Origin of the sequence: Actinomadura viridis (assembly GCF_015751755.1) — a bacterium.
Lineage (GTDB): Bacteria > Actinomycetota > Actinomycetes > Streptosporangiales > Streptosporangiaceae > Spirillospora > Spirillospora viridis.
This window is the reverse complement of sequence record NZ_JADOUA010000001.1, coordinates 7,490,931-7,503,023: the sequence shown is the minus strand read 5'-3', so window position 1 is coordinate 7,503,023 and position 12,093 is coordinate 7,490,931. Positions and strand designations below refer to the sequence as shown.

The window sequence follows — 12,093 nt, the reverse complement described above, 5'->3', positions numbered from 1 at the left end:
GGCACCGGCGCCGGGCGGGTACGCGAACGCCCGGCCACCGCGTACGGTGGCCGGGCGTTCGTTCGCCGGTACGCCTAGCCGGCGTAGCTGGGGAGGGTGCGCTCGTGCGCGTCCCGCAGCTCGACCAGCGGGATGGAGAACAGCTCCTCCAGTTCCCCGTCGGCGTTGCGGGCCGAGACGTCCAGCGAGTCGCCGCCGATCACACCGAGCTGCGACACCGGGACCCCGGCGGCCTCGCACAGCTGTGCCAGGCGCCCCTCGCCGCCGGGCCGGATCGCGACCACGGCGCGCGCGACCGACTCGCTGAACAGCGAGACGAACGCGTCCCCGCGCAGGGTGATCTTGGCGCCCAGCCCGCCGCGCAGGCAGGACTCCACCAGGGCCTGGGAGAGACCGCCGTCGGACAGGTCGTGCGCCGCGGTCAGCAGGCCCTCGCGGGCGGCGGCGATCAGCACCGAGGCCAGCGCGCGCTCGGCGGCCAGGTCGACCATGGGCGGCAGCCCGCCCAGGTGCCCGTACACCACGTGCGCCCACTCCGAGCCGCCGAACTCCTCGCGCGTCAGGCCGAGCAGCGCGAGCGTGGCGCCGTCGGAGGTGAACGACATGTTGACGTGGCGGCGCACGTCGTCGTGCACGCCCAGCACGCCGATGACCGGGGTGGGGTTGATCGGCGTGGTGCCGGTCTGGTTGTAGAAGCTGACGTTGCCGCCGGTGACGGGGACGCCGAGGTACTGGCAGCCGTCCGCGAGCCCCTCCACCGCGCGCGCGAACTGCCACATGACCCCCGGGTCCTCCGGCGAGCCGAAGTTGAGGCAGTTGGTGACCGCGAGCGGGCGGGCACCGGTGGCGGCGACGTTGCGGAACGCCTCCGACAGCGCCAGCTGGGCCCCGGCGTACGGGTCGAGGCGGGTGTAGCGGCCGTTGCCGTCCAGCGACAGTGCGATGCCGAGCCCGGACGAGTCGTCGATCCGGACCACGCCGGCGTCCTCGGGCATGGCGAGGACGGTGTTGCCCAGCACGTACCGGTCGTACTGCGAGGTGACCCAGGTCTTGCTCGCCAGGTTGGGCGAGCCGGCCAGCCACAGGACGGTACGGCGGATCTCGTCGGCGCTGGACGGGCGGGTCAGGCGGCCCGGGGTGTCGGACTGGAGGGCGCCCAGGTCGGCGGGCGGCGCGTACGGCCGCTCGTAGACCGGCCCCTCGTCGGCGGCCGTGGTGGGCGGGATGTCGACGATGGTCTCGCCGCGCCAGGTCATCACCAGCCGGCCGGTGTCGGTGACCGTGCCGATGGTGGTCGCCGGGATCTCCCACTTCGCGCAGATCTCCAGGAAGCGGTCGGCCTTGCCGGGCTCGACCACCGCCATCATGCGCTCCTGCGACTCGCTCATGAGGATCTCCTCAGGGCGCAGGGTCGCGTCGCGCAGCGGCACGGCGTCCAGCTCGACGCGCATGCCGCCGGTGCCGGCCGCGGCCAGCTCGGTGGTGGCGCAGGAGACCCCGGCCGCGCCGAGGTCCTGGATGCCGACCACGAGGTCCTCGCGGAACAGCTCCAGGCAGCACTCGATCAGCAGCTTCTCCATGAACGGGTCGCCGACCTGCACGCTGGGCCGCTTGGCCTGGGACTCCTCGTCGAACGTCGCGGAGGCCAGCACCGAGGCGCCGCCGATCCCGTCCGGGCCGGTGCCGGCGCCGAACAGGATGACCTGGTTGCCCGGGCCGGGGGCGATCGCCCGCTTGATGTCCTCGTGCTTCATGACGCCCACGCACAGCGCGTTGACGAGGGGGTTCTGCGCGTAGCAGGAGTCGAAGACGGTCTCGCCGCCGATGTTGGGCAGGCCGAGGGAGTTGCCGTAGCCGCCGACCCCGGCCACGACGCCGGGCAGCACCCGCTGGGTGTCGGGGGCGTCGGCCGGGCCGAACCGCAGCGAGTCCATCACCGCGACCGGGCGGGCGCCCATCGACATGATGTCGCGGACGATGCCGCCGACGCCGGTCGCGGCGCCCTGGTACGGCTCGACGTAGGACGGGTGGTTGTGCGACTCCACCTTGAAGGTGACCGCCCAGCCCTGGCCCACGTCCACGACACCGGCGTTCTCCCCCATCCCGACCAGCAGCGCGTCGGTCTTGGGGGCCTTCTCGCCGAACTGGCGCAGGTGGACCTTGGAGCTCTTGTAGGAGCAGTGCTCGCTCCACATGACCGAGTAGATCGCCAGCTCGGCCGAGGTGGGGCGGCGGCCCAGGATGTCCCGGACCCGCTGGTACTCCTCGTCGTTCATGCCCAGCTCGGCGTACGGCAGCGGGCGGTCCGGCGTCGCGGCGGCGACCGCGACCGTGTCCGTGCCGGGCTCCGGGACGGGCGCCTGGGAAGGGGACGGGGCGGGCGGGTCATCGGACGCGGACGGGGAGGCGGCGGTCGCGGGCCGTTCCTCGGCGGTCACGTCAGGGGACGGAACGGGAGCGGGCACGGGGGCCGCCAGGGGGGCCGGGACGGGCTCGGGGGCCGCGGGCGGGTGCTCGGGGCCCTCGCCCTGCGTACCGACGCGTGAGGGGTCGCCGAGCCGTTCCAGGATCTCGGCGGCCGTCGCGGGGGCCGGGGCGGCGGGCCGGGCCTCCGGACGGGTCTCCGGACGGGTCTCCGGGCGGGCGGGCGCCGGGTCGGGAGCCGTCCGCTCGGGCCCGGCGGGGGCCTCGCGGGGGGCCTCGCCGCCCTGCGCGGCCGGGGTCTCCGGCTCCGGTGCGGGCCGGCCGGACGCGCCGGGCTCGGCCGCGTACCCGGGCACGGCGGGCTGCGGGCCGGTGTCGGAGACGGCGGGCTGGGGCCCGGTGCCGGAGACGGCCGCCTGCGGGCCGGTGCCGGACACCGCGGGCTGCGGGCCGGTGCCGGACACCGCCGCCTGCGGACCGGTGTCGGAGACGGCCTGCTGAGGCCCGGTGTCGGAGACGGCAGGCTGCGGGGCGGTCTCGGTCCCGGCCTCGCGGGCGCCCTCCTCCAGGATGGCCTCGTACGCCTGGGTCACCGACGGATCGACCGGCTGCAGCTCCGGGTCGTCGGCGTCGGACCGCAGCTCGCCGAGCCACTCCAGGCTCGGCTCGTCGGACGAGGTCCCGGAGGCGGCGTCCGCGGTGCCGCGCGGGTGGGGTGGCTGCTCGCTCATGCGTTGACCAGTCTCTTGACGATCGAGGTGAAGAAGCCGAGCCCGTCGGTGGACGGGCCGGTCAGGGACTCCACGGCGTGCTCGGGGTGGGGCATGAGACCGACCACGTTGCCGGCCTCGTTGCAGATCCCGGCGATGTCCTCAAGGGATCCGTTCGGGTTCAGGTCGAGGTAGCGGGCCACGATCCGGCCGCTCGCCTCCAGCTCGGCGAGGGTCTCCGGATCGGCGGTGTAGCGGCCGTCCCGGTTCTTGATCGGGATGACCAGCTCCTGGCCCTCGCTGTAGTCGGCGGTCCAGGCCGTCTCGGCGTTGTCCACCCGCAGCCGCTGGTCGCGGCAGACGAAGTGCAGCCCCGCGTTCGGCAGCAGCGCGCCCGGCAGCAGGTGCGACTCGCACAGCACCTGGAAGCCGTTGCAGACGCCGAGGACCGGCAGTCCGGCCTTGGCGGCGCCGACCAGCTCGCTCATGAGGGGCGCGAACCGCGCGATCGCCCCGGCCCGCAGGTAGTCCCCGTAGGAGAACCCGCCGGGCAGCACGACGGCGTCGACCCCCCGCAGGTCGTGGTCGGCGTGCCAGAGGGCGACCGGCTCGGCCCCCGCGAGCCGCACGGCTCGTGCGGCGTCGCGGTCGTCGAGGGAACCAGGGAAGGTGATGACCCCCACCCGGGCAGCGTCCATCTGTTCTTCCTCCGAAATGAGGGCGGCCGGGCCGGGCGGCTCTCCGCCGGGCAGCGCCACCGGGCGGCTCTGCCGGACACCGTCTCCGTTCACGGCACCCATGGACCGGTGCCCATTCACCGGTGCGGGGCGCGTTCCCCCCGCGCGGGTCCCAATCTACCCGGCACTGTGCAGGAGGCGGTGCCCAAGTCGTCCGATCGGGTTCTCGTCACGCCAGGTCAGGCGCTTCCGAAGCTGGACGACGGTACCGCTCCCGGGCACCGAGTCGATGCTCAGATCGTCCATCAGCGCCCGCATGATCCTAATCCCGCGCCCCGATTCGGACAAATCGTCCAGCTCCTTCGGCGGCGGCACCGGGCGCGGGCCGCGTCCCCGGTCCGTGATCCTCAGCTGGCAGGTGCCGCCGGCCACCTGGCCGGCCACGGTGAAGCCGCCGTCGGCCCGGGAGTGCTGGACGACGTTCGTGCACGCCTCGGAGGCGGCCACGAGGATGTCGGTCACGCAGTCTTCGGCGACCCCGAGACCGCGCAGCGCGTCCCCCACGACGCGCCGGATCATCGGGATGCTCGGCGCCTCGCGCGGCACCGCGAGCGAGAACCTCAGATCCACCGGCCACCTCGCGCTCGTCCACCGGCCCTCCGGCCGGGCCCCGACCCCCGGGCAAGGAAAGGCTTACCCGGGGCTTTCGCGCGTAACCGCCGGACGGGACCGCGTCAGAGGACGCGGACCTCGAAGTTCTCGATCACCGGGTTCGCCAGGAGGGTCTCGGCGATCTTGTGCACCCGCTCCAGCGCCTCATCGTCCGCCGGGCCGTCGAGCTCCAGCTCGAACCGCTTGCCCTGGCGCACGGCGCCGACACCGTCGAACCCCATCTGCGGCAGCTTGCGGGCGATCGCCTGCCCCTGCGGATCGAGGATCTCCGGCTTCAGCATCACGTCGACGACCACGCGGGCCACGAGCGCCCCCTTCTGAACTGCGGTTTCCCTTACCGTCAGCAGCGTACGGCACCATGGCCATGAGCAGGACCACCAGCACCCCCGGAGTCGTCCGATGAACATCGATGAGCTGTCACCCCCGGAGCGCCGCTTGTGGGAGGCGTTCCCGCGAGGTGAATCCGTCGACCTGTCCAGTGGCGACCCGGCGATGAACGACCCGACCCTGTCGGACCACTGGGGACGCGAGCGCCTCGTCCGCGCCGAGGTCCTGGTCGCCCTCCTGGCCGGGGCCGTGGAGCCGGAGTCGGGGCACGTGGCCGCGGTCCGGCTGACCGGCGCGCGGATCATCGGCGCGCTCAACCTGGGCCACGCGGACGTGTCCGTGCCCCTGGCCCTCACCGGCTGCTCGTTCGACGAGGCGCCGCACCTCTACTGGGCCAGGATGAACAGCGTCCACATGATGCGCTGCCGGCTGCCCGGCCTGGTGGCCTCCGGCGCCCGGGTGGACGGCCACCTGTGGCTGGAGGGCAGCCGCGTCTCGGGCGGCCTGTGGCTGGACGGGGCGCACATCGCCGGCATCCTCAACATGTCCGGCGTCCACCTGCTCAACCCGGGCGGGGACGCGCTGCTGGCCGACCGGCTCACCGTGGACGCCAACGTCTACTGCGACCAGGGCTTCACCGCCGACGGCGAGGTGCGCCTGCCCGGTGCCCGGGTGGGCGGCCAGCTGATCTTCCGCGAGGCCCGCCTGCACAACCCCTCCGGCGCCGCGCTGTACGCGAGCCGGCTGGACGTGGCCGCCAACGTCTTCTGCGACGGCGGGTTCACCGCGCACGGCGCGATCCGGCTGCGCGGCGCCCGCGTCGGCGGCTACCTCTCGTTCGTCGGCGCCCGGCTCTCCCACCCGGACGGCATCGCGCTGAACGCCGACGACCTGGCGGTGGAGACCGACGTCTACTGCTCCGACGGCTTCACCGCGTCCGGCGGCGTCAGCTTCGCCGGCGCCCGCGTCACCGGCCAGCTCAGCCTGCGCGGCGCGCACCTGGACAACCCGTCCGGTACGGCGCTCAGCCTGCAGCGGCTCCAGGCCGAGGAGGTGCTGCTCCGCCCCGCCGAACGGGTGAAGGGCGTCGCCGACCTCTCCTACGCCAAGATCAACCTGCTGCGCGACGACCGCGCGACCTGGCCCGAGCGCCTCCAGCTGGACGGCCTGCAGTACGAGAGCCTGGAGCCGCCCCTGCCGGCCCGCGAACGCCTGGACTGGCTGCGCCGCGACACCGACGGCTACCAGCCCCAGCCGTACGAGCGGCTCGCGCAGGCGTACCGCACGCTGGGCCTGGACGCCGACGGCCGTTCGGTGCTGCTGGCCAAGGCCCGCGACCGGCGCCGCACCCAGGGCCTGTCCCGCAAGGTCGTCGGCTGGCTCCAGGACGTCCTGGTCGGCTACGGCTACCGCCCGTTCCGCGCCGCGAGCTGGCTGGCGGGCCTGCTCGCGTTCGGCACGATCGTCTTCTCGCTGCACCAGCCGGCCATCCTCAACGAGGACGACCACCCCAACTTCAACGCGTTCTTCTACACCCTCGACCTGCTCCTGCCGGTCGGCGATCTCGGCCAGGAACGCGTCTTCGCCCCCAAGGGGATCTACCAGGTGATCGCCAACCTGCTGGTGATCGCCGGTTTCATCCTCGGCCTGACCGTCGCCGCCGGAGCCACCCGCTCCCTCTCCCGGGAGTGAGGCGGTCACGGGGTGTGACGCGGGGGCGAAGATCGCGCCCGGAGAGCGGCTGGAGAGCGTTCGAAGGGCACTGAAGGGTAGGGAACGGGGTAGATGGGGCTTGCGCCCCATGGTGTGACGTCTGCCACGATGGCTCTAGCGGCACGCGTCCCTCACCTGGGAACGATGCCACTGGCCCCGGCCGTACGCGGCGATCCCGCGTTCCGGCCCCGACCGAGGAGTGTCAATCGATGACGATCGACTCCGTACGCGGCGCGCCCGCCACCCCCGCGCACGCCGAACCCGACCTCGTCCAGCTGCTCACCCCCGAGGGCGAGCGGGTGGAGCACCCGGACTACCCGCTGGACCTCTCCCCCGAGGAGATCCGCGGTCTCTACCGTGACCTGGTGACCGTCCGCCGGCTGGACCTGGAGGCGGTGGCCCTCACCCGCCAGGGAGAGCTGGGCATCTGGGCCTCGCTGCTCGGCCAGGAGGCCGCGCAGATCGGGTCCGGGCGGGCGCTGGGCGACCACGACATGGCCTTCCCCTCCTACCGCGAGCACGCCGTCGCCTGGTGCCGCAAGGTCGAGCCGCTGAAGCTGCTGGGCCTGTTCCGCGGCGTCAACCACGGCGGGTGGGACCCGGCCGAGCACGGCTTCCACCTCTACACGATCGTGATCGGCAGCCAGACCCTGCACGCGACCGGGTACGCGATGGGGATCCAGCGTGACGGCGTGCTGGGCACCCCGTCGGCCGGAGCGACGATCGCCTACTTCGGGGACGGTGCCACGTCCCAGGGCGACGTGAACGAGTCGTTCGTGTTCGCGTCGGTCTTCAACGCGCCGGTCGTGTTCTTCTGCCAGAACAACCAGTGGGCCATCTCCGAGCCCCTGGAGCGGCAGTCCCGCATCCCGCTCTACAAGCGCGCCCAGGGGTACGGCTTCCCCGGCGTGCGGGTGGACGGCAACGACGTGCTCGCCTGCCTGGCCGTCACCAGGAAGGCCCTGGAGGCCGCCCGTACGGGTCAGGGGCCGACGCTCATCGAGGCGTTCACGTACCGCATGGGCGCGCACACCACCACCGACGACCCCACGCGCTACCGCCTCAAGACGGAGGAGGAGGCGTGGAAGCTGAAGGACCCCATCGAGCGGGTCAAGGCGTACCTGGTCCGCAGTGACATGGCCGACCAGTCCTTCTTCGACGAGATCGAGGCCGAGGCCAAGGCGGTCGCGTCGGACCTGCGCAAGCAGTGCCTCGCCCTGCCGGACCCCCGTCCGCTGGAGATGTTCGAGAACGTCTACGCCGAGCGCCACCCGCTGATGACCGAGGAGCAGGAGCAGTTCGCCGCCTACCTGGCGTCCTTCGAGGAGGTGTCGTCATGACCGAGGTCCAGGCGATGGAGGCCGGCACGGCCACGACGACCTACGCGCTCGCCAAGGCGCTGAACGCGGGCATGCGCAAGGCCATGGAGGACGACCCCAAGGTCCTGGTCATGGGCGAGGACGTGGGACGCCTCGGCGGCGTGTTCCGGGTGACCGACGGGCTCCAGAAGGACTTCGGCGAGGAACGGGTGATCGACACCCCGCTGGCCGAGTCCGGGATCGTGGGCACGGCGATCGGGCTGGCGCTGCGCGGCTACCGGCCGGTGGTGGAGATCCAGTTCGACGGGTTCGTGTTCCCCGCGGCCGACCAGATCATCACCCAGCTCGCGAAGATGCGCATGCGGTCGCTGGGCGCGCTGTCGCTGCCGGTGGTGGTGCGCATCCCGTGCGGCGGCGGCATCGGTGCGGTCGAGCACCACAGCGAGTCGCCGGAGAACTACTTCACCCACACCGCCGGGCTGCGGGTGGTGGCCTGCTCCAACCCGGCGGACGCGTACACCATGATCCAGCAGTCGATCGCCTCGCCGGACCCGGTGATCTTCTTCGAGCCCAAGCGCCGCTACTGGGAGAAGGCCCCGGTGGAGACGGACCCGGCGCGCTGGCTCCCGCTGCACCAGGCGCGGGTGGTCAACCCCGGCGAGCACGTGACGGTGCTGGCGTACGGGCCGTCGGTGAAGACGTGCCTGGAGGCGGCGTCGGCGGCGGCCGATGAGGGCCGCTCGCTGGAGGTCATCGACCTGCGCTCGCTCAACCCGCTGGACATCGGCACGGTCGTCGAGTCGGTGAACCGCACGGGCCGCTGCGTCGTCGTCCACGAGGCCCCGGTCTTCAGCGGCTACGGCGCCGAGCTGGCCGCGCGCGTCACCGAGAAGTGCTTCTACCGGCTGGAGGCGCCGGTGCTGCGGGTCGGCGGGCCCTCCACTCCCTACCCGCCGTCCCGGCTGGAGGACCACTACCTGCCCGATCTCGACCGCATCCTGGACGCGGTCGACCGGACGTTCGCGTGGTGAGGGCGCAGATGAGCGAGCTGAAGCAGTTCAAGCTGCCGGACGTGGGCGAGGGCCTGACCGAGGCCGAGATCGTCAAGTGGCATGTCGCGCCGGGCGACGAGGTCGAGATCAACCAGACCATCGTGGAGATCGAGACCGCGAAGGCCATCGTGGAGCTGCCCTGCCCGTTCGAGGGCGTGGTGGCCGAGCTGCTGGTCGACGAGGGCGTCACGGTGGACGTCGGGGTCCCGATCATCTCGGTGCGGGAGGGCGCCGAGGCGGCCGAGGGCGCCGAGGGGACTTCGGAGGCCGCGGAGGCGCCCGCGCAGCCCGAGGCGCTGAAGGACGACATGGTGCCCGTTCCGGAGGAGCCGGGCATGGTCGCGCCGGAGGAGCCCAAGCGGCAGCCGGTGCTCGTCGGCTACGGGGTGAAGCCGGGCGCGACCAAGCGCCGCGCCAGGAAGGGCACCAACGGCAGCGGGCCGGCGACCGCGCCGCCCGCCGCGGCCGTCGCCCCGCCCGCCGCGCCTCCCGCACCGGCCGCACCGGCCGTGCCGCCCGCTCGTCCACAGCCTGGGGAAAACGGGCTGCCCCTGGCCAAGCCGCCCGTCCGCAAGCTGGCCAAGGATCTCGGCGTGGACCTCACCACGGTCAACGGGTCCGGCCCGAAGGGCTCCATCACCCGCGAGGACGTGTACGCCGCGCGGGAGGCCGTGGTCGCCCCGGACCGCGCCGCGCCCGCCCCGGCGGCGCGCGAGAGCGGCCCGGACGAGGAGCGGATCCCGGTGAAGGGGGTCCGCAAGAGCACCGCCGCGGCGATGGTGAACTCGGCGTTCACCGCCCCGCACGTCACCGAGTTCCTCCAGGTGGACGTGACGGCGACGATGGACGCCGTGGCGCGGCTGCGCACGCTGCCCGAGTTCGCCGAGGTCAAGGTGTCGCCGCTGCTGCTGGTGGCGAAGGCGCTGCTGATCGCGGTGGCCCGGAACCCGATGATCAACTCGACCTGGGCGGAGGGCCCGTCCGGGGCGGAGATCGTGGTCCGGCACCGGGTGAACCTCGGCATCGCGGCGGCCACCGACCGGGGGCTGATCGTCCCGAACATCAAGGACGCCCACGCCCTGCCGCTCCCCGCCCTGGCGGCGGCCCTGACCGACCTGGCCGCCACCGCGCGGGCGGGCCGGGCCTCCCTGGCCGACCTGTCGGACGGCACGATCACGATCTCCAACGTGGGCGTGTTCGGGGTGGACACGGGGACGCCGATCCTCATGCCCGGCGAGGCCGCGATCATGGCCGTGGGCCAGATCCGGGATATGCCGTGGGTGCATGAGGGCGAGCTGGCGATCCGCAAGGTCACCACGCTCTCGCTGTCGTTCGACCACCGCATCGTCGACGGCGAGCTGGGCTCGCGGGTGCTGCGCGACGTCGGCGACATGCTGGAGGATCCGCTGCGCATGCTCGCCTGGCACTGACGGCGGGCACGGCGTGACGAGCCGCCCGCGCACGGCCACCCGGCCGGGCGCGGGCGGCTCTCTCACGAGACGGGGACGTTCTCCACCTTGCCGAACGGCCCGGCGTCAAAGGTCACCTTGCCGGGGTTCCCGGGCGGGGCGGGGAGGTAGACGAAGCCCCGGACGGGCTCCCTGAGCCCGGTGCGGAAGACCGCGCGGCCCGGGTCGACGTAGGTGGCGCTGTTGGCGGCGGGCGGGCCGACGCGCACCGCGCGGTAGACCTCGGTGGCGCCGGGCACGCTCACGGAGAACGAGGTGAAGACGCCTCCCAGGTAGTCCTTGTGGGGGTAGATGGCGTCCGGCGGGGTGGCCCCGGGCCCCTCGTTCACCACCTCGAACACCGCCACCAGGTACGCGCCGTCACGGTAGAAGGGCTTGACGTCCAGCCTCCGCTTCGCGCCGCCGAACCGGCCCGTCCGGCTGCCCACCGTCGCGCCGTCACGGGCGCGGAATTCCGCCGGGCGGACCGTACCGCCGGGCGTGGCGGAAACGCTCGGAGACGTGCTCGGAGACGTGCTCACGGACGGAGACGTGCTCGTGGACGGGGACGTGCTCGTGGACGTGCTCGGGCCGGGGGTGGCGCCCTGGGCCTGCTGCCGTACGGCGTAGGAGATCTTCACGCGGCGGTTGCGGGAACGCGCCCGGGCGTCGTCCGAGCCGCCCTCCTTGGCGATCAGCTCGGCCTCGCCCTTCCCCTGGGCGGTGTAGGTGAACGTGCCGCCCAGGCGGTCGCGCAGTTCCTTCTCCACCGCCTCGGCGCGCTCGCGGGAGAGCTTGAGGTTGGCGTCGTCGGCGCCGTCGCTGTCGGTGTGCCCGTCGATCGCCAGCGGTCCCCGGGCCGGGTCGGCCCGCTCCCGGATCTCCGCGGCGATCTGGTCGAGCACTCCCTTGGCACGGCCGGACAAGCCGGCCTTCCCGGACTCGAAGAGGACGTCGGCACGCAGGTTCACGGTCACGTCCGCGGCGCCGGAGACGACGTCCCTGGTCTCGCCCTCGGTGATGTCGTACAGGTCCGCGGGCCCGGTCCCGGCCGGAGCGCCCCCCGGAGCGCCGCCTTGAGCGCCCGCGGGAACCGCCGAGGCCGAGGCCGGCGGAGACGCGGACGCCGAGCCCGACGTGGACGCGGACACGGACGCGGAGCCCGACGGGCCGGGTGTCGCCGGGCCGCCGCCGGAGCCGGACGTCACCGGGACGCCGGTGAACTCGCCCGCGGTCCCCGAGGTGATCACGGTGAGCCGCTGGACGGCCGGCGGGAGCACCGGGAACTCGGCGGTCAGCTCCCGGGTGGCGCCGGGCGCCAGCGTCCCGGCGGCGGGCGCGGCCGGCAGCGGCCGGTAGAGCCTGCGGCCGACCGGGTCCAGGAGGGAGACCGCGAACGGGACGGTCTTGGCCGCGTCGTCCAGTGAGGTGACCGCGTACCGGAGCATGGTCCGGGCGGGCTGCCGTTCGACCGCCTTGATCTCGACGCGGGCGTGCAGCCCGTCCGCCGTGCCGAACCAGCCCTCCTTGGCCGGGTTCGGCCCGCTCCCGGCCGGTGGCGGCCCGCTGGACGCGCCGGCCCGGGCGGTCGGGGGGTTCACCTTCTCCGGCCCGGAGCCGGCGCATCCCGCGGCGGCCATCAGCCCGGCGAGCGGGACGGCGAGGGGGACGAGGAGTCTGCGAGCCGGCATGGGCGCTCCGGTTGGCGCTGGGCGGGGGGACGGATCCCGGCAAGCGTATAGACGCGCCGG

The 12,093-nt window shown here is 73.5% G+C and carries 9 protein-coding genes; 4 read left to right on the top strand and 5 right to left on the bottom strand.

Annotation, left to right across the window (positions count from 1 at the left end; genetic code table 11):
• Positions 1-74: 74 nt before the first annotated feature.
• The 4 genes from purL to purS all read right to left on the bottom strand — a co-directional run bounded on the left by purL (position 75) and on the right by purS (position 4,788).
• Positions 75-2,276 carry a phosphoribosylformylglycinamidine synthase subunit PurL gene (gene purL, locus IW256_RS34055; protein ID WP_231405517.1) on the bottom strand — a complete coding sequence of 734 codons (2,202 nt, stop codon included), beginning with the start codon at positions 2,274-2,276 and terminating at the stop codon, positions 75-77.
• Positions 2,277-3,151: 875 nt separating this feature from the next.
• On the bottom strand, positions 3,152-3,832 hold the full coding sequence (gene purQ, locus IW256_RS34050; RefSeq protein ID WP_197016720.1) for a phosphoribosylformylglycinamidine synthase subunit PurQ: 681 nt from the start codon (positions 3,830-3,832) through the stop codon (positions 3,152-3,154).
• A 156-nt stretch (positions 3,833-3,988) separates the two neighbouring features.
• The gene (locus IW256_RS34045) at positions 3,989-4,441 is read right to left on the bottom strand and encodes an ATP-binding protein (RefSeq protein WP_197014845.1); all 453 of its coding nucleotides are present in this window, start codon (positions 4,439-4,441) and stop codon (positions 3,989-3,991) included.
• A gap of 104 nt (positions 4,442-4,545) precedes the next feature.
• A complete protein-coding gene (gene purS / locus IW256_RS34040) occupies positions 4,546-4,788 on the bottom strand; it encodes a phosphoribosylformylglycinamidine synthase subunit PurS (RefSeq protein ID WP_197014844.1) in 243 nt (80 codons plus the stop codon).
• Positions 4,789-4,882: 94 nt separating this feature from the next.
• Here purS and IW256_RS34035 point away from each other — a divergent pair, with 94 nt between their 5' ends.
• The 4 genes from IW256_RS34035 (at position 4,883) to IW256_RS34020 (ending at position 10,324) form a co-directional block, all read left to right on the top strand.
• Positions 4,883-6,502, top strand: a complete 1,620-nt coding sequence (locus IW256_RS34035) for a hypothetical protein (RefSeq protein WP_197014843.1) — start codon at positions 4,883-4,885, stop codon at positions 6,500-6,502.
• 230 nt (positions 6,503-6,732) lie between these two features.
• Positions 6,733-7,863, top strand: coding sequence for a pyruvate dehydrogenase (acetyl-transferring) E1 component subunit alpha (gene pdhA, locus IW256_RS34030; RefSeq protein ID WP_197014842.1), 1,131 nt, complete (start codon positions 6,733-6,735; stop codon positions 7,861-7,863).
• On the top strand, positions 7,860-8,873 hold the full coding sequence (locus tag IW256_RS34025; RefSeq protein WP_231404046.1) for an alpha-ketoacid dehydrogenase subunit beta: 1,014 nt from the start codon (positions 7,860-7,862) through the stop codon (positions 8,871-8,873). Before pdhA ends, IW256_RS34025 begins: the two co-directional genes overlap by 4 nt.
• An 8-nt stretch (positions 8,874-8,881) precedes the next feature.
• Positions 8,882-10,324 (top strand): dihydrolipoamide acetyltransferase family protein, encoded by a 1,443-nt coding sequence (locus IW256_RS34020; protein WP_197014841.1) that lies wholly within the window; start codon positions 8,882-8,884, stop codon positions 10,322-10,324.
• A gap of 62 nt (positions 10,325-10,386) precedes the next feature.
• Here IW256_RS34020 and IW256_RS34015 read toward each other — a convergent pair whose 3' ends face one another.
• Positions 10,387-12,033, bottom strand: coding sequence for an OmpA family protein (locus IW256_RS34015; protein WP_197014840.1), 1,647 nt, complete (start codon positions 12,031-12,033; stop codon positions 10,387-10,389).
• Positions 12,034-12,093 lie beyond the last annotated feature (60 nt).

What these genes read in the sequence shown, in the direction of transcription:
- IW256_RS34035 (WP_197014843.1), top strand. Translation starts at nt 4,883, where the DNA reads ATGAACATCGATGAGCTGTCACCCCCGGAGCGCCGCTTGTGGGAGGCG.
- purQ (WP_197016720.1), bottom strand. Translation starts at nt 3,832, where the DNA reads ATGGACGCTGCCCGGGTGGGGGTCATCACCTTCCCTGGTTCCCTCGAC.
- pdhA (WP_197014842.1), top strand. Translation starts at nt 6,733, where the DNA reads ATGACGATCGACTCCGTACGCGGCGCGCCCGCCACCCCCGCGCACGCC.
- IW256_RS34015 (WP_197014840.1), bottom strand. Translation starts at nt 12,033, where the DNA reads ATGCCGGCTCGCAGACTCCTCGTCCCCCTCGCCGTCCCGCTCGCCGGG.
- IW256_RS34025 (WP_231404046.1), top strand. Translation starts at nt 7,860, where the DNA reads ATGACCGAGGTCCAGGCGATGGAGGCCGGCACGGCCACGACGACCTAC.
- IW256_RS34020 (WP_197014841.1), top strand. Translation starts at nt 8,882, where the DNA reads ATGAGCGAGCTGAAGCAGTTCAAGCTGCCGGACGTGGGCGAGGGCCTG.
- purL (WP_231405517.1), bottom strand. Translation starts at nt 2,276, where the DNA reads ATGAACGACGAGGAGTACCAGCGGGTCCGGGACATCCTGGGCCGCCGC.